The 16,205-nt window shown below is 45.4% G+C and carries 18 protein-coding genes and 1 other annotated feature; of the genes, 13 read left to right on the top strand and 5 right to left on the bottom strand.

What is annotated here, in order from left to right; translation table 11 throughout:
- Positions 1–50 precede the first annotated feature (50 nt).
- From G625_RS0114745 to G625_RS0114760, 4 genes are all read left to right on the top strand, one after another.
- The gene (locus G625_RS0114745) at positions 51–1,031 is read left to right on the top strand and encodes a LacI family DNA-binding transcriptional regulator (protein ID WP_044933057.1); all 981 of its coding nucleotides are present in this window, start codon (positions 51–53) and stop codon (positions 1,029–1,031) included.
- A gap of 212 nt (positions 1,032–1,243) precedes the next feature.
- Positions 1,244–2,248, top strand: coding sequence for a rod shape-determining protein (locus G625_RS0114750; protein WP_029201701.1), 1,005 nt, complete (start codon positions 1,244–1,246; stop codon positions 2,246–2,248).
- 217 nt (positions 2,249–2,465) lie between these two features.
- Positions 2,466–4,790, top strand: coding sequence for an SF1B family DNA helicase RecD2 (recD2, locus tag G625_RS0114755; RefSeq protein ID WP_029201702.1), 2,325 nt, complete (start codon positions 2,466–2,468; stop codon positions 4,788–4,790).
- Complete coding sequence (locus G625_RS0114760) at positions 4,777–5,658, top strand: ComF family protein (protein WP_242826650.1); 882 nt, start codon at positions 4,777–4,779, stop codon at positions 5,656–5,658. Before recD2 ends, G625_RS0114760 begins: the two co-directional genes overlap by 14 nt.
- A gap of 65 nt (positions 5,659–5,723) precedes the next feature.
- Here G625_RS0114760 and G625_RS0114765 read toward each other — a convergent pair whose 3' ends face one another.
- Positions 5,724–6,632, bottom strand: a complete 909-nt coding sequence (locus G625_RS0114765) for a LysR family transcriptional regulator (RefSeq protein ID WP_029201704.1) — start codon at positions 6,630–6,632, stop codon at positions 5,724–5,726.
- Positions 6,633–6,873: 241 nt separating this feature from the next.
- Here G625_RS0114765 and rpmG point away from each other — a divergent pair, with 241 nt between their 5' ends.
- The 7 genes from rpmG (at position 6,874) to rplL (ending at position 10,194) form a co-directional block, all read left to right on the top strand.
- Positions 6,874–7,023, top strand: a complete 150-nt coding sequence (rpmG, locus tag G625_RS0114770) for a 50S ribosomal protein L33 (RefSeq protein ID WP_029201705.1) — start codon at positions 6,874–6,876, stop codon at positions 7,021–7,023.
- Positions 7,023–7,220 carry a preprotein translocase subunit SecE gene (gene secE / locus G625_RS0114775; RefSeq protein WP_029201706.1) on the top strand — a complete coding sequence of 66 codons (198 nt, stop codon included), beginning with the start codon at positions 7,023–7,025 and terminating at the stop codon, positions 7,218–7,220. Before rpmG ends, secE begins: the two co-directional genes overlap by 1 nt.
- 11 nt (positions 7,221–7,231) lie before the next feature.
- The gene (nusG, locus tag G625_RS0114780) at positions 7,232–7,762 is read left to right on the top strand and encodes a transcription termination/antitermination protein NusG (RefSeq protein WP_029201707.1); all 531 of its coding nucleotides are present in this window, start codon (positions 7,232–7,234) and stop codon (positions 7,760–7,762) included.
- Positions 7,763–7,825: 63 nt separating this feature from the next.
- Positions 7,826–8,251 (top strand): 50S ribosomal protein L11, encoded by a 426-nt coding sequence (gene rplK, locus G625_RS0114785; protein WP_029201708.1) that lies wholly within the window; start codon positions 7,826–7,828, stop codon positions 8,249–8,251.
- A gap of 18 nt (positions 8,252–8,269) precedes the next feature.
- Positions 8,270–8,962, top strand: coding sequence for a 50S ribosomal protein L1 (gene rplA / locus G625_RS0114790; protein WP_044933063.1), 693 nt, complete (start codon positions 8,270–8,272; stop codon positions 8,960–8,962).
- Between the two features lie 47 nt (positions 8,963–9,009).
- Positions 9,010–9,147 (top strand) — a sequence feature (ribosomal protein L10 leader region).
- Between the two features lie 37 nt (positions 9,148–9,184).
- Positions 9,185–9,679, top strand: a complete 495-nt coding sequence (gene rplJ, locus G625_RS0114795; protein WP_029201710.1) for a 50S ribosomal protein L10 — start codon at positions 9,185–9,187, stop codon at positions 9,677–9,679.
- Positions 9,680–9,819: 140 nt separating this feature from the next.
- Positions 9,820–10,194, top strand: coding sequence for a 50S ribosomal protein L7/L12 (rplL, locus tag G625_RS0114800; RefSeq protein ID WP_029201711.1), 375 nt, complete (start codon positions 9,820–9,822; stop codon positions 10,192–10,194).
- A gap of 215 nt (positions 10,195–10,409) precedes the next feature.
- Here the strand turns inward: rplL and G625_RS0114805 are convergent, their stop codons facing one another.
- The 4 genes from G625_RS0114805 to G625_RS0114820 all read right to left on the bottom strand — a co-directional run bounded on the left by G625_RS0114805 (position 10,410) and on the right by G625_RS0114820 (position 13,709).
- A complete protein-coding gene (locus G625_RS0114805) occupies positions 10,410–11,249 on the bottom strand; it encodes a metal ABC transporter permease (protein ID WP_198014916.1) in 840 nt (279 codons plus the stop codon).
- Positions 11,233–11,943: a metal ABC transporter ATP-binding protein gene (locus tag G625_RS0114810; protein WP_029201713.1), complete on the bottom strand. Its 711-nt coding sequence runs from the start codon at positions 11,941–11,943 to the stop codon at positions 11,233–11,235. Before G625_RS0114810 ends, G625_RS0114805 begins: the two co-directional genes overlap by 17 nt.
- 15 nt (positions 11,944–11,958) lie before the next feature.
- The gene (locus G625_RS0114815) at positions 11,959–13,140 is read right to left on the bottom strand and encodes a metal ABC transporter substrate-binding protein (protein WP_029201714.1); all 1,182 of its coding nucleotides are present in this window, start codon (positions 13,138–13,140) and stop codon (positions 11,959–11,961) included.
- 158 nt (positions 13,141–13,298) lie between these two features.
- Positions 13,299–13,709, bottom strand: coding sequence for a Fur family transcriptional regulator (locus G625_RS0114820; RefSeq protein ID WP_029201715.1), 411 nt, complete (start codon positions 13,707–13,709; stop codon positions 13,299–13,301).
- 343 nt (positions 13,710–14,052) lie between these two features.
- On the opposite strand from G625_RS0114820, the gene G625_RS0114825 reads away from it, so the two are divergent.
- Positions 14,053–15,150, top strand: coding sequence for a GGDEF domain-containing protein (locus G625_RS0114825; RefSeq protein ID WP_029201716.1), 1,098 nt, complete (start codon positions 14,053–14,055; stop codon positions 15,148–15,150).
- 345 nt (positions 15,151–15,495) lie between these two features.
- Complete coding sequence (locus tag G625_RS22800) at positions 15,496–16,002, top strand: FMN-binding protein (protein WP_049895934.1); 507 nt, start codon at positions 15,496–15,498, stop codon at positions 16,000–16,002.
- The last annotated feature ends 203 nt before the right edge of the window (positions 16,003–16,205 follow it).

Genomic DNA, 16,205 nt, shown 5'->3' on the forward strand with positions numbered 1-16,205 from the left:
GGAGGCAGTAGATTCCTTCTGTTCAAAGATAATTATTAAAGGAAATCAATATGGCAACTACATTAAAGGACGTGGCAAAGGAGGCCGGACTGGCGGTTGAGACTGTTTCGAGAGTTCTCAACAACAGAGGCTACATAAGCGAGAAGACAAGAAAAAAGGTATATGACTCCATGGAGAAGCTGGGCTACAAACCGAATATGGTTGCCCGGACCCTGTCCAAGGGAAGATCCGATGCCATAGCGGTTATCGTGCCAAATATGGTGCACCCCTATTTTTCGCAGATGCTCGGAGAGATAGAGAGTTATGCTTCCGAGAAGCAGTTCCAGCTGTATGTCAGCAGCTCTTCCGGAGACCCTCAGAAGGAGAAAAACCTTCTTGAGCTTTGTGAGAACAGTCTCGTTGCGGGAGTTCTCATTTTCAGTAATCAGGTTAAGCCGGAGACCCTGAAAAGATTTGACCTTCCCATCATCACCATAGAGCGTTTTATCGAGGGCGGTACCGGCTGTGTTCTCTGCGATAACTATAAGGGAGGACAGCTTGCGGCCGAGGAGCTTATAAACAAGGGCTGCAGGAATCTGATAATGCTTGGAAGTGTCAGACTTCGCAAGATGCCTGCGGATATCCGTGAGGACGGTTTTATGGATGTCTGTCGGAAAAAGGGTGTCAATGCAAGAGTCCTCAACAGTAATCCTGAGGAGTTCAAGGACATGGAATACCATGAGAGTATCCTGAAGGCTCTTACCGATTTCCCCGAGACCGACGGTATCTTCTGCAGTTCTGACCTCATCGCGGCTCAGGCTCTGCAGGTGGCGGCTAAGCTTGGCAGGAGGGTTCCTGAGGATCTGAAGATCATCGGCTTCGATGATACTGCGATTTCCAGACTTACAACGCCGCAGATTACCACCATCCATCAGCCCATCAGTGAGATGGCAAAGCTTGCTTTCGACATGATCATCGATGCCATTGAAAAAAGAGAGGTTCAGGAGCGTAATGTGCTTGATGTCAGGTTGGTGGCGAGAGGCACAACATAGGGACGAGCGGCCGGGCATCCATTTAAAGCCGGGGCGCTTCGTCGGAAAAATCTAAAATCGGACCCCTAAGAGGCTCTAGACCCAACAAAGAGAGAATCCTTACGGATTCTTTTTTTGCGCTCAAAGTCTCCGGCCTCTATGAAAAAAAACTTTAAAAAAATGAGGATATACCTTATACTGTAAAAGATTATGGTATTAAGTAGGAGATTTTAATGTTTTCATTGATTTCAAATGATATCGGAATTGATCTTGGTACTTCAAGCGTGCTTGTGTATATCAAGGGCAGAGGTGTGGTTCTGAAGGAGCCGGCCGTCGTGGCTGTCAATAAAGACACCGGTAAGGTTATGGCCTATGGTGAGGATGCCCGTCTCATGCTTGGAAGGACACCTGAGAATATAGCTGCTGTTCGTCCTTTGAGACAGGGTGTTATTTCGGACTATACCTTAACAGAGCAGATGCTCAGGCACTTTATAGACAAGGCTGTGGGCAGACGTACATTACGTAAGCCCCGTGTATCGGTTTGCATACCTTCCGGCGCAACTGAGGTTGAGAAGAAGGCGGTTGAGGATGCTACCTATCACGCAGGTGCAAGAGAGGTTACCATCATTGAGGAACCTGTGGCAGCAGCCATAGGCGCCGGCATAGACATTAGCAAACCTCAGGGCAATATGATCATCGACATCGGGGGAGGCACTTCTGATATAGCTGTGATCGCCCTTGACGGACCGGTGGTATCTGAGTCTATCAAGGTGGCCGGAGATGACTTCGATGAAGCCATCATCAGATATATGCGTAAGAAGCACAATCTTCTTATAGGAGAGAGAACTGCGGAGGATATCAAGGTCAATATCGGCTGCGCTAGCAAGAGACCTGAGAATATCACTATGGAAGTGAGGGGACGTAACCTGGTTACGGCACTTCCCAAGACTGTGGTAGTCAGCTCCGACGAGATCATGGATGCGCTTATGGAGCCGGCAACCATGATCGTAAATGCTGTACATAATGTTCTGGAGCGTACGCCTCCCGAGCTTGCAGCTGATATATACGAGAGAGGTATCGTGATGACGGGCGGAGGGGCTCTGCTTTACGGTCTGGATAAGCTCATGCAGGAGAAGACAGGTATAAATTGTGTTCTTGCTGAGGATCCTCTCACTGCTGTCGCCATCGGTACAGGTAAGTTTATCGATATTGTCAACGGCGATGACGATGACCTTTAAGCTGCAGGGATAAGGTTTAATGTTCTTTTTCCGGAAGTTGACCGTTAAATGCAGAAGTAAAAGGGTCATAAACATGATATTTTAGGGGTAGCCTTCAGGGGCTGCCCTTTTTATATTAAAATAACGAAAGTGCAGAAGATGCTTCACATACCTGTGGGTTTTTCTAAGTCGGTACAGGATAGTGAATATATCGAATTACTATAGAAGGAAAACAGAATTGGAATTTTTTGAGGGATATATAGACCATATTATATATAGAAGTGATTCCACCGGCTACACGGTTATGGTCGGAGTTATGAAGGGTAAGGACTACACCCTGGTGGGGACGGTTCCCGGTCTGGAGGCCGGTGAAAATATCAAGGCCGACGGTCATGAAACCACCCACCAGATTTATGGTACGCAGTTCGTGATCGACAAATACCAGGTGGTGGCTCCCGAGACAGCCGAAGCTGTGGAGAGGTATCTCGGCTCCGGTGCCATAAAGGGTATAGGTGCCGCCATGGCTGCCCGCATTGTAAAGAAATTCGGAGACGATACCATGCGTATCATCCAGGAGGAGCCGGAGAGACTTAGTGAAGTCAAAGGCATTTCCAAAAACAAGGCGGTTGATATAGCAGCTTCCGTAAATTCAAAAAGGGATATGCAGGATGCGGTAATGTTTCTGCAGCAGTACGGCATTTCCATCAATATGGCGGGGAAGATATTCACGCATTACGGAAATGAAATGTACGATATCATCCGGGACAATCCTTATAAGCTTGCCGAGGATATCGAAGGCATCGGCTTTCGCACCTGTGATGAGATAGCCCGGAATGCCGGTATCAAGGCGGATTCCGATTTTCGTATCGAGTCCGGGATCCAGTATGCACTTTCCATGGCGGAGGGAAACGGACATTGCTATCTGCCGCTTCCGGAGCTTTTGCAGGCTTCCGAGACGCTTCTCAATATCACCATTCATGATATAAATCATTATCTTATAGACCTTCAGATGCAGGGAAAGGTCATCGTGAAAAATGCTGCGAAAAAGATGACTCTCGATGATTTTCTTTCGGAGACCGGTAGCGGGGAGGTGGTTTTCAATGCTGACGACAGGAACACAGACCCGGATACCAGAGTCTACAGAGCATCTTTATATTACACAGAGCTTCAGGTAGCAACGAAGCTTCAGGAGTTAAACATCGAAGGCGACGAGGAGCCGGATGAGGAGCTGGAAGAGATCATAGATGAGATAACCGAAAAAGAGGGAATAGAGCTTGATGACCTTCAGAGGAAGGCTGTTTCAATCGCGGTTAATTCAGGTCTTCTGGTCATTACGGGAGGTCCCGGTACCGGAAAGACCACAACCATCAATACAATAATAAGAGTTTACGCCGAAAAGGGTAAAACCATACTTTTGGCGGCTCCCACAGGCAGAGCTGCAAAGAGGATGTCGGAATCCACAGGCTGGCCTGCCTCCACCATTCATCGTCTGCTGGAGTATCAGGGAAGACCTGAGGAAGATGATAAGGAAGGCATTGAGCAGGTCAGAGGCCATTTTGAAAGAGATGACCTGAATCCTTTGGAGTGTGATGTGGTAATCATCGATGAGATGTCCATGGTGGATATATTCCTCATGAATTCACTCCTTAAGGCTATACACAAGGGCACAAGACTTATCATGGTAGGTGATGCCAACCAGCTTCCTTCCGTCGGAGCCGGAAATGTTCTGAGAGACATCATTAGCTCGGGCTGTATACGTACGGTGAAGCTTAATCACATTTTCAGACAGGCCGCAGAGTCTGACATAGTTGTTAACGCCCATAAGATCAATGAAGGCGCAAAGGTGGATCTCGGCAAAAAATCAAAGGATTTCCTGTTTATAAGGAATCCGGGACCGGACCAGATATTCAGCTCCATCACTGCTCTGGTAACGGACAAGCTTCCGGGGTATCTTGGCGTTGACCCCTTTGAGATTCAGATCATGACACCTCAGCGTAAGGGTGCTCTGGGAGTTGAGAGGCTTAACCAGCTCCTTCAGGAAAAGCTTAATCCTAAGGACGGAAAGAAACCGGAGAAGGAAATAAACGGTACCCTTTTCCGCCTTGGGGACAAGGTCATGCAGGTGAAGAATGACTACAACCTCATATGGGAGATAAAGGGCAGATTCGGTATCCCCATCGAAAAGGGTGAGGGTGTGTTCAACGGAGACATTGGCATCATAACGGAGATCAATAATTTTGCCCAGACTCTCACGGTTCAGTTTGACGACAGATTCGTTGAGTATGAGTTCAAGCAGTGCGACAGCCTGGACCTGGCCTATGCCATAACCATACATAAGTCCCAGGGCTCGGAGTATCCGGCGGTGGTCATCCCCATGTACCAGGGTCCGCAAATGCTTATGAACCGAAATCTTCTCTACACTGCAGTCACCAGAGCCAAAAGGTGTGTGTGCCTCGTAGGGAACCCGCAGATATTTGAGCAGATGATAAACAACGAATCCGAGGCAAGGAGATATTCATCTCTTAAGGAGAGGTTGCAGGAGATAAAAGATGCAGGAAACTAATGGATCGGTTATGGTGAGGAGAGAGTTCGGGGAAGGTGGATTTTCTGAAAGAACACAGGGTTTAAAAGGAAACAATCTATCTAAAACCCGGTTGGAAAAAGGACGTACACCGGAAAAAATCAGATCAGGGAAAGACTCTGATCAGCGGTTCTGCGATGGATTGAAGGCTAAAGTGACAGAGCTTTTGTTTCCGAGAAAGTGCCCCATCTGTGAGGATATAGTATCGCCCCGGGGAGAACTTATATGTCCGGAATGTATCGGCCGAATTCACTTCATCACAGAGCCTGTATGTAAGGTCTGCGGCAGAGAGATCGTGTCGGAAGAGGAGGAGCTCTGCAGCAACTGCAAGCGCCATCGATTCAGCTTTGAGTACGGCTATGCCCTCATGAGCTACAGCGATGAGGTGGCTCATTCCATTACGAGAATAAAATATACCGGTGCAAGGGAGTTCCTTGATTATTATGGAAAGAAAGCGGTTGAGCTATACGGAGACAGGATAAAGAAGATGGGGGTGGATGCCATCGTGCCCATTCCGGTACATAAGACGAGACTCAGGAAGCGTGGCTACAACCAGGCGGCAGTCCTTGCCGATGTTATGGGGAAAGCTCTGGGGATACCTGTCTACGAGGAAGCCCTGAACAGACATAAAAAGACCACAGCACTAAAGGAGCTTAATGCTGCGGAAAGACTTAAAAATCTGACAAGTGCGTTCTATGCGGGTTACATACCTTCGGATTTGCACTCAGTCCTGATAGTTGACGACATCTTTACAACCGGCGCAACCCTGGAGGCTGCCAGCCGCTGCCTGAAAGCCGCCGGTGTGGAAAAGATATACTGCTTCGCTCTGGCCATAAAGGCGGACGGTTAAAATTTATATTTTATGAAAAATAAAGCTGCTCCTTTGTCAGGGGCAGCTTAAATATTTTATGAGATTTAACCTTCGGTCCAGTAGTCCCTTGCGAGATCAATGAGGTTTCGCATTGGCTCTGACAGATACTTGTCCTTGCGGTAAACGGCATAGGCGTTCATTACGGGATGAGTCTTCAGCTTGATGAGACGCACATCATCAGGAATCTCAACGTGATGTGAAGCTCCGATAAGAGCGGCACACTCGTCGGCCGCCACAAGGGCAAGCTCATAGTTGATACCCTCGGCGTCCATATAAACATCAGGCTCGAAGCCGGCCTGCTCAAATACCATCTCGGAAACATAACGCTCTGTTGAGTCCTTCGGTCCAAGGAAGAAAGGAACATCCTTGAATTTCTGAATATCGATAACCTCCGTGCCGTCCTCTTCTGTTTCAATCTCATTTACCAGAGGATTTGATGATGCAACGGCCAGAACCATTTCCACATGACTCAGAAACTCATACTGAAGACGGTAGTTCTGCTTGTCACCCATGAGGATGATACCGAGATCGATGGTGCCGTTCTTAACCAGCTCCTGGGCCTTCAATCCCTTCATGATATTAAGCTGGAGCTTGACTGTAGGATTCTGCTTGTGGAACTGACGGTAGATGGAAGTCATCATATAGTCGGCTTCGATACCTGCCGCTCCCACAGCGATTTCTTCATTATGAAGCTTTGCAATGTCGGAGATCCTGGAGTAACAGTCCTTCTTCATGGCTATCATCTTCCTGGCGGTGTCCACATAGATCTTGCCGGCTTCGGTGATGGCCCATTCATTTCCTCTTCTATAGAAGAGTTTGGTTCCGAGCTCCTTCTCAAGATTCAGAAGCTGCAGATTAAGCGCGGGCTGGGAAATGAAAAGCTTGTCTGCGGCGCGTGTAATGTTTTTTTCCTCTGCTATACGTATGATATTTTCAATTCGACGTAGATCCATGGTGTGCCTTCCTATATAGATGTATAGAATAATATCTAATAGTATATAAAGTATTATAATTTAATTCAATTACAAATGTGATAATCACTAAAAAATTTAAATAACAGAAGGTTTTGGCGTTTTGCTTGACGATATCGGGACTACATGTTATAGTTTGCACGTAAACAAGGGGCTCAGCCCTATTTTTTATGCACTAATTTCGTAGTCATGCGGAGTTAAGAATCATTGGAGGTGAACAGCCGTGCGCACAAAGATTATTTTAGCATGTACAGAATGTAAGCAGAGAAATTACTTCACGACTAAGGAAAAGAAGAACCATCCTGAGAGAATGGAAATTCGTAAGTATTGCAGATTCTGTAAACAGCACACGCTTCATAAGGAGACAAAGTAATGGACGAGAAGAAGAGTTCCGGTTTAGAGAGCTTCTTCAAGGGTCTCAGGACGGAATTTAACAAGATTATTTTCCCGAATAGACAGGCCGTTATAAAGGAAACTACAGCTACTATCGTTGTAGGTTTGCTTATAGGAGTTGTTATCGCAGTTCTTGATCTCATCATGAAGACAGGACTTGGCTTTATACTTAAGTAAAGGGGATATCAATGTCAGAGACAAATTCTGCAGCTCGTTGGTATGTAGCTCATACCTATTCAGGCTACGAGAACAAGGTCAAGATGGATCTGGAAAAGACCATCGAAAACCGTGGTCTTCAGGATCTCATTCTTGAAGTCAGCGTTCCGATGCAGCCGGTCATTGAAATGAAGAACGGCGTTGAGAAGAAGACTGATAAGAAAATGTTCCCGGGCTATGTTCTCGTTAATATGGTCATGAATCAGGAAACCTGGTACGTTGTGAGAAATACACGTGGCGTCACCGGATTTGTTGGCCCGGGATCAGAGCCAACGCCTCTTTCAGAAGAGGAAATCATAAGCCTCGGCTATAGAAAGTCAGAAGTGCTTGTGGATTTCGCATTGGGAGATACAGTATCTGTTATTTCCGGAGCATGGAAGGATACAGTCGGTGTCATCAGCGAGATCAATGATCAGAAGAAGACCGTTACCATCTCAGTTGAGATGTTCGGCAGAGAAACTCCTGTAGAGTTGTCCTACGGAGAAGTTCAGAAACTCAGATAACAAAGTATGGGAGGGTTAGCGAATAGTTCGTCTACCCCGCAATTACCACAAGGAGGTGCCATAATGGCAAAGAAGGTAGAAGGTTATATCAAGTTACAGATTCCAGCTGGTAAAGCAACACCGGCTCCACCAGTAGGTCCTGCTCTTGGACAGCATGGTGTAAATATCGTTGCATTCACAAAGGAGTTCAATGCAAGAACAGCTAACGAGGGTGATGTTGTCATCCCTGTAGTTATCACTGTTTACGCTGACAGAAGCTTCAGCTTCATCACAAAGACTCCTCCTGCAGCAGTTCTTATCAAGAAGGCTTGTAAGCTTCAGAAGGCATCAGGCCAGCCTAACAAGAACAAGGTTGCTACAATCAGTAAGGCTGATCTTCAGAAGATTGCAGAGACAAAGATGAAAGATCTTAATGCTGCATCACTTGAAGCTGCTATGTCTATGATCGCCGGAACATGCAGATCAATGGGCGTTGAAGTAGAGAAGTAATAGGGAGGTCAACTGATTATGAAAACAGGTAAGAGATATAATGCAGCTGCTCAGGGCGTAGACAGAGCTGTAAAGTACAGTGCAGTAGACGCTATCGAGCTTGTAAAGAAGAATGCAACAGCAAAATTCGACGAGACCGTTGAACTTCACATCAGAACCGGTTGTGACTCACGTCACGCTGATCAGCAGGTTCGTGGTTCCGTTGTACTTCCTGCCGGAACAGGTAAGAAGGTTAGAATCCTCGTATTTGCAAAGGGCGCTAAGGCTGATGAAGCTCAGGCAGCCGGTGCAGATTTCGTAGGAGCAGAGGAGCTTATTCCTAAGATCCAGGGTGGTTGGTTCGATTACGATGTAGTAATCGCTACACCTGATATGATGGGCGTTGTTGGACGTATCGGTCGTCTCCTCGGACCTAAGGGCTTAATGCCAAACCCTAAGACAGGTACTGTTACTATGGATGTAGCTAAGGCAATCGCTGATACTAAGGCCGGTAAGGTTGAGTATCGTCTTGACAAGGCTAACATCATCCACGTTCCTGTTGGAAAGGCATCTTTCGAGACAGCTAAGCTTCAGGAGAACCTTAGCGCACTTATGAGTGCTATCGTTAAGGCCAGACCTGCTACACTTAAGGGAACATACATGAAGTCAGCTACTCTGACATCTACAATGGGTCCCGGAGTTAAGCTTGATACTGTTCAGTTCGGTGCTTAATTAAAAAATACATATTAGTTATTGACAATCCGAATAACGGATGTTAATATACGCAACGTATTAACCCGAAGACAGCAGGTGGTACCGTAAAGTACCGTAAGACAGAACGCCTGCCGAGGAAAGATACAAACGATTTAGTTTGTTCAACCCCATGTCTTTTGGCATGGGGTTTTCCTTTTAGAAAGGTTTATACGAAATCTTATAAGGAGGAAAAACCGTAAAATGGCAAAGGTTGAAATTAAACAGCCAATCGTTGACGAGATCAAGGCACTTTTTGATGGTGCTGTAGCTGTTACTGCCGTTGATTACCTCGGACTTACTGTTGAGCAGGATACAATTCTTCGTAAGCAGTTAAGAGAGGCTGGTGTTCAGTACAAGGTTTACAAGAACACTCTTATCAAGAGAGCAGCAGAGGGTACAGATTTCGCTCAGCTTGATGACGTACTTGAGGGACCTACAGCTATTGCAGTATCAAAGGAAGATCCTGCAGCAGCAGCAAGAATCATCGCTAAGTTTGCTAAGACAGCTCCTAAGCTTGAGCTTAAGGCAGCAGTTGCTGAAGGCAAGCTTTATGACAAGAACGAGGTTCAGACTCTTGCAGCTATCCCTTCAAGAGAGGAGCTTCTCTCAAGACTTTGTGGTTCTCTTCAGAGTCCTATCGCAAACTTCGCACGCGTTATCAATCAGGTTGCAGAGAAGAGCGAGCCTGCAGCTTAATTATAAGCTTATGGCATCGTGAAGCGGCTTAAAGCTTCACATAGTAATCTAAAGATTACAAAAGCAATGTAAATTGCATAGTTTATAACAAAAATTCAATCAGTGCCCCGGGCACAAATTTCTAAATGGAGGAAATTAAAATGGCTAAGTTAACTACAGAAGAGTTTATCGCAGCTATCAAGGAGCTTTCTGTTGTAGAGCTTAATGACCTTGTAAAGGCTGTTGAGGAAGAGTTTGGTGTATCTGCTGCTGCAGGTGTTGTTGTTGCAGGTCCTGCTGCAGGTGCAGCTCCAGCTGAGGAGAAGACAGAGTTCGACGTTGAGCTTACAGAGGTAGGCGCAGAGAAGATCAAGGTTATCAAGGTTGTTCGTGAGGCAACTGGTCTTGGCCTTAAGGAAGCTAAGGAAGCTGTTGAGGCAGCTCCTAAGGTACTTAAGGAGGCAGCTCCTAAGGCAGAGGCTGAAGAGCTCAAGAAGAAGCTTGAGGAAGTTGGCGCTAAAGTTACTCTCAAGTAATTTAGAACCGATATATGAAAGCCACATGGGTCAAACCCATGTGGTTTTTTTGAATCTAAAAAAACCACCCGAAAAGGGGTGTATATAACAATAAAACATTCATGAATCGAGTAGGGAAAATATACCCTTCCGGATTTCGCGCTGAACGGCACATGTGCTTTTGTATAAACATAACACACGCGTGACGGTTTGATCGAAAAAAAATAAGAGGCTTATCAGCCTCTTACACTCCCTATACCACAGTGTATCAGAAACAGTATCAGATCAAAAATTACTATGGTGGAACCAACCGGTGTGGAAGCCAGTATGGAAACCAGGATTCCGGTTACTGCACCAAAGATTGAAAGTACCGCTGAATATATGATAACACCTCTGAAGCTCTGGAACACTCTCATTGCGGAAAGCACCGGGAACACCAGAAGGGCAGTTATCAATAGGGAACCCACCAGGTTCATGGCAAGCACTATGACCATGGCGGTGATGACAGCTATCAGGGTTTGATAAGCAGCTGTGTTGATTCCGGACGCTTTGGCAAAGCTTTCGTCGAAGGTAACCATAAAGATACGGTTATAAAACAGTACGAACACCAGAACAGTTATGATGGAAAGAACGATACATAACGTAACCTGCTCTCCTGTAAGGGTCAGAATCGATGTGGATCCGAACAGGGTTGTACATACATCGCCGGAAATATTGGCTGAGGTGGAAAAGGTGTTCATAAGAAGATAACCGATTGCCAAGGCTCCCACGGAGTAAATGGCGATGGCTGAGTCTCCGGTAAGCTTCTTGTTCTTTCCTCCCGCCAGAAGTAAAACCGCGGTAATGATAGTGACGGGAAGTATGATCACCATCTGATTTGTAACCTTAAGTACAGAGGCAACTGCCAGGGCTCCGAAGGCTACGTGGGAAAGTCCGTCTCCGATGTAGGAAAAGCGCCTCAGCACCAGTATGACCCCGAGAAGAGAGGAGCAAAGGGCGGTCAGCACAGCGACTATGAGGGCGTATTTCACAAAGGGGAATCCCATGTAGTATTGTAGTTTAGTTATCCATTCCATCGGATTCCTCCTTGTTTAACTTGATGTAATTCTTGCTTTCCAGGTATGCATCTCTTTCAAGGAAGAGACTGCTGTCCTTGGTTACGTGTAAAACGTGGGACGCGTACTGAAGGGCATTGAGATCGTGGGTTACCATGAGGATCGAGGTGCCGTTAGCATTAAGCTCGGATATAAGCTGGTAGAGCTCATCCGTTGCGGAAGGATCCAGGCCGCTGATGGGCTCGTCCAGAACCAGGAGCTTGTCGGTGGCACAAAGGGCTCTGGCCAGGAGTACCCGCTGCTGCTGACCGCCTGAAAGCTGGCGGTAGCTTTGTGATGCAAGATCACTTATATGGAGCTGCTCCATCATTGCCTCTGCTGTCTGTTTCTGTTCCTTACTATAGAAAAAACCGAAACCCTTTGTGATGGTTCCGGAAAGAACGATTTCACGAACTGTGGCCGGGAAATCGCGCTGTACTAATGTTTGCTGCGGAAGGTAGCCGATCTCTCTGGGGGTAAGTCCGTCACCGAGAGTTATGGAGCCTTCGCAGGCGCTCTGCAGATGGAGAATGGTTTTCATAAGGGTACTCTTGCCGGCACCGTTTTCTCCCACAACGCAGATGTAATCACCTTTATTGATCTCAAAATTGATCTCTTTTGCAACTATATAGGGACTGTAGCCTACGGCCAGGTCCTTACATGTAATATATGCCATTGATGCCTCCGGGGGTTATTTCAAGCCCAACGCTGTCTTTAATGTCTTCAGATTCTCTTCCATGGCTCCGAGGTAGGTCTTTCCGCCATTTATGGCTTCCTGAGATACCGACTGGATTGAATCCATAACAAGGATCTGCTGATTCTTTGATTTAGTGTTATTAAGGATGGTCTTTGCCACCTTCTGATCACCATTCTCGATGGTGAGGATGGCAGGTACCTGCAGCTCATCCACCTTGTTTGTAAGGAAGGAGATGGTTTCAAAGCTTGCTTCCGTTTCAGCTGAGCAGCCTACAAAGGCAGCATAGTAATCGAGGTTGTAATCGTCCACAAGGTAACGGAAGGGGAAACGGTCACCGAAGATGATGGTCTTTACAGGAGCAGCTTCGATAGCTGTTTCATATTCGTGATCAAGCTCCTTAAGCTCTGCTACATAGTTATCGCAGTTTGCTTTAACTGTAGCTGCAGATTCCGGTGCCAATGTTTCAAGCCGGTCAGCAATCATTTCAGTGAGGGCTTCCGCATTTCTGAGGGAAAGCCATACGTGCTCGTCGTACTCGACTTCGCTCTCTTCGTGATGGTGATCCTCAGAATCCTGAACATGCGCCTTGTCAATGTGGTCATGATCCTGGGAATCCTGAACATGCGCCTTGTCAATGTGGTCATGATCCCCGGTATCCTGATCATGTTCTTCGGCTTCGTGGTTTCCGATCTCGTGATCATCGTGATCATGATCCTCTGAGTCATGATCATGGTCATCTTCCTGCATGCCTTCTTTAAGCTCTTCTTCCTTAACGCGGCTGCCGAGAGCATCCATCATACTTATGGAAATGAGGTCCGGGTTTACGGCATTTTTAATGGCACCCTCCACCCATGAGTCGGACTCTCCTCCTATATATATGAAAAGATCTGAAGAACCTATGGTTGCGATGTCTATAGCGCTTGGCTGATAGCTGTGAAGATCAGCTCCTGTATTCTGGAGGTAAGTGATCTCAAATTCATCGTCCAAGCCCTTTGTGAGCTGACATACCCAGTCGTACTGCGGGAAGCTGGTGCAGACAATCGAAACCTTACCGGTTGAGGCGCCTCCGGGCTGTGAACTGTTTGATATCTCCGGGACAGAATTCTGGGCGCAGCCTGCAAGGGCTGAGACTGTAATGACAAAAGAAATAATTCCTGAGAGCATATTTTTCTTCATAATAACTTCTCCTCATCTATAAATGTTTGTTTTCAGCCATTTATATCTGACACACAGATGTCAATCTAACAGGCTCAGATATTAATGCTTTTTTTGAGCCTTAATATCTGACACATTGAGGCACATCTAATCGGCTAATCCATCAATGATGAAATACGTTAAGCTCCTTTTCTGCAATCCTCACATAAACCGCAAATAGTTGTCATGTCGGCCTGTATGGTGAAGTTGTATTTCTTCATCATGTGTTCAAAAAACATTTCGCAGGTATCGTGCTCCAGGTGAAGGATTTTGCCGCAGTTCCTGCATCTTGCGTGTAAATGATTATGGCAGTCGATATGCTCCGAAACAAACTGGTAGAAAACAGAATCGGATTCCTGCCCCTTTGTCTTAAGGAGCATACCTTCCGAGGCCATCTTCTCAAGGTTTCTGTATATGGTAGCGGTATTGATATTAACATTCTGTTCTTTTGCGTAATCCACTACCTGCTTTGCGCTGAAGGCAGATTCCTGATGCTCTCTGGCATAGTTTTCAACCAGATAACTTCCTTTTGAATGATAATGACGCTGCATAAAAAGGTCCTTTTCAATAATAAACAACAAATTGCAAATCAATTGCAAATTTCCGACTTGCGCTATAATAACCTTATAGAAAGCCAATGTCAATACTTTTGCAAATGATTTGCAAATTTTAGGTCTATAAGATATGCAAATATTGTTCTTTAAATATTCATAATTTAGGTATACAATGGGAAAACTAACATCAAAATCGGAAGCATTGGAAAACGGTTATCAATCATGATTCCTGTGATAAGCAGTCTTCAGAATAATGCGTTTGATTTGGATAAACATACTATGAGCCACTTAAATCTTTATCTGAGTGTCAGATAATAAGTCTCAAAAAAGGCGTTAATATATGAGCAGTTTTGAGTATTTAAAAGAATTATTTACGACATCGCCGGATGCCGATGTACAGAGAAGGGCGGATGATGAAAACGCCATCATAATGAGGTATATGACATTTGTTTTTGCTATAGCTGAGCTGATTGCGGTTGCCATATTTCTTTTTATGGGAAACGGACATTACAATAGCAACTACAGCGTCAAACAGGCTGCTATTGGTTTTCTGATTAATTTTTGGTATTGCATTATTGTGCGATTTGTAAGGTTATTCAGACGGAACAGGACCTACAGAAAGATACTTAATGCGATATATTTTGTTGCTCTTATCATATGGAGCATCCTGATTTCCGTATATCATTATAAGATCGGGATGCAGGCAAACATTTTTTATCTGGTCATGGTGGGGATTTCCTGCATTGTGACCTTGCCTCCGACATTTGCCACTGTCCTGATACTGTTTTCCTTTCAGGGATTTTACTGGCTTGCATATCTTTATGACGGAGCCGAAAATATCATGGCTGTGAACTTTTTCTCCCTTGCCTTTATGTGTGTGACGGGCTCGGTAATGAGATATAAGATAAAGGTAAGGTCTTTAACCCAGATGATAGAGCTTGAACGAATCAATGCGGTGCTAGGAAAGGAAGCAAGGGAAGACAAGATTACGGGGCTCCGCAACAGATTTGGTTTGACTGATGACTGTGAAAAGCTTGTAGGACATGAAATATGCATTCTGATGATAGACATTGACCATTTTAAGAAGTTTAATGACACTTATGGACATATTGTGGGAGACAGGGTGCTGATAGATATTGCCAATGCTTTGAAGGAGGCATTTTCACCGGGCTTAGGGTATCGTTTCGGCGGAGATGAGCTGATGGTCATCCTTAAGGATCTGAGCGAGGCTGAGGTCTTGTATAAGATTGATCTGTTTAAAAAGAAGATTGATGAGATAGACATAAGTGAAATCGGGCATAATGTGACCTGCAGTGTGGGCTACGCCTTTGGTCATGTGGATAATACCGAAGATTTCATCAAGGTGAACCGGCGGGCAGACAATAAGCTTTATGAGAGCAAAAAGCTTCGTCCGGAGTGGGATGAAAAGGAATCATAAAGATTCGTCCGTGATGGGATGAAAAGGAAGCGTAAAGTTTCTTCAGGGATGGAATGAAAAGGAATCATAAAGTTTCGTCCTGAGAGGGATCAAAAATAAACAAAATGAAATCAATTTGAAAGAATTGTGTTTTGTTTGTTTGTGATTATTATTAATTAATGAAGCATCTAGAAAAAATACTTGTTAAAAATGAATATGTATTGCAGGAAAAGAGCGGTTTTGAATCGCTCTTTTTTGATGTGATATATTTGACATTGAAGAAACAAAAGAGTACAATTCGAACTTGTATTTGAGGTCAGCTTTTATATATTCAGGCTGACAGATCAGATTCAGGAGGAGAAAAATATGAAGAAATTAACACTTATGACAGCAACAGCAGGAGTTATCCTTGCACTTTCAGCATGTGCATCAACTTCTACACCTGAGGCTACAACAGCAGCAGCTCAGGAGACAACCGTAGCAGCAGAGGAGACAACCGCAGCAGCTGAAGAGACAACTGCAGCAGCAGAGGAGACAACCGTAGCAGCTGAAGAGACAACTGCAGCAGCAGAGGAGACAACCGCAGCAGCTGAAGAAACAACTGCAGCAGCTGAGGAAGAGGGAACAACTCTTACAGGCACAGGAAAGGGCTTCGGCGGAGATGTTACAGTAACTCTTACAATGGATGGAGACAAGATCGTTGCAGCTTCTATCGAAGGCAAGGATGAGACTCCTGCAGTTGGCGGTGCAGCACTCGAGGAGCTTGAGAAGCAGATCGTTGAGGCAGGCTCAGATGAGATCGATGGTGTTTCAGGTGCAACCCTTACATCAACAGGTGTTAAGGAAGCTGTTAAGGCTGCTCTTGCAAAGTAATAGTCTTAGAAATATCAGATAACGTCATATTATATCCCTTCCGGAGCATTTGTTATGGCAGATGACCCGGGAGGGATTTTCTGATTTTCAGAACCGTCCACGATGGTCTTCTGGTAACCTGCCATTCAGGATGACCCAAATCCTGATTATTTGAAATTGAGTCAATGTAACCTGCCATTCAGGATGACCTAAATCCTGATTAC

The organism is Oribacterium sp. NK2B42 (assembly GCF_000424445.1).
GTDB lineage: Bacteria > Bacillota > Clostridia > Lachnospirales > Lachnospiraceae > Oribacterium.

What these genes read in the sequence shown, in the direction of transcription:
- rplJ (WP_029201710.1), top strand. Translation starts at nt 9,185, where the DNA reads ATGGCAAAGGTTGAAATTAAACAGCCAATCGTTGACGAGATCAAGGCA.
- rplK (WP_029201708.1), top strand. Translation starts at nt 7,826, where the DNA reads ATGGCAAAGAAGGTAGAAGGTTATATCAAGTTACAGATTCCAGCTGGT.
- G625_RS0114820 (WP_029201715.1), bottom strand. Translation starts at nt 13,709, where the DNA reads ATGCAGCGTCATTATCATTCAAAAGGAAGTTATCTGGTTGAAAACTAT.
- G625_RS0114750 (WP_029201701.1), top strand. Translation starts at nt 1,244, where the DNA reads ATGTTTTCATTGATTTCAAATGATATCGGAATTGATCTTGGTACTTCA.
- secE (WP_029201706.1), top strand. Translation starts at nt 7,023, where the DNA reads ATGGACGAGAAGAAGAGTTCCGGTTTAGAGAGCTTCTTCAAGGGTCTC.
- G625_RS0114810 (WP_029201713.1), bottom strand. Translation starts at nt 11,943, where the DNA reads ATGGCATATATTACATGTAAGGACCTGGCCGTAGGCTACAGTCCCTAT.
- G625_RS0114760 (WP_242826650.1), top strand. Translation starts at nt 4,777, where the DNA reads ATGCAGGAAACTAATGGATCGGTTATGGTGAGGAGAGAGTTCGGGGAA.
- G625_RS22800 (WP_049895934.1), top strand. Translation starts at nt 15,496, where the DNA reads ATGAAGAAATTAACACTTATGACAGCAACAGCAGGAGTTATCCTTGCA.
- G625_RS0114825 (WP_029201716.1), top strand. Translation starts at nt 14,053, where the DNA reads ATGAGCAGTTTTGAGTATTTAAAAGAATTATTTACGACATCGCCGGAT.
- rplA (WP_044933063.1), top strand. Translation starts at nt 8,270, where the DNA reads ATGAAAACAGGTAAGAGATATAATGCAGCTGCTCAGGGCGTAGACAGA.
- rplL (WP_029201711.1), top strand. Translation starts at nt 9,820, where the DNA reads ATGGCTAAGTTAACTACAGAAGAGTTTATCGCAGCTATCAAGGAGCTT.
- G625_RS0114815 (WP_029201714.1), bottom strand. Translation starts at nt 13,140, where the DNA reads ATGAAGAAAAATATGCTCTCAGGAATTATTTCTTTTGTCATTACAGTC.
- nusG (WP_029201707.1), top strand. Translation starts at nt 7,232, where the DNA reads ATGTCAGAGACAAATTCTGCAGCTCGTTGGTATGTAGCTCATACCTAT.
- G625_RS0114805 (WP_198014916.1), bottom strand. Translation starts at nt 11,249, where the DNA reads ATGGAATGGATAACTAAACTACAATACTACATGGGATTCCCCTTTGTG.
- G625_RS0114765 (WP_029201704.1), bottom strand. Translation starts at nt 6,632, where the DNA reads ATGGATCTACGTCGAATTGAAAATATCATACGTATAGCAGAGGAAAAA.
- G625_RS0114745 (WP_044933057.1), top strand. Translation starts at nt 51, where the DNA reads ATGGCAACTACATTAAAGGACGTGGCAAAGGAGGCCGGACTGGCGGTT.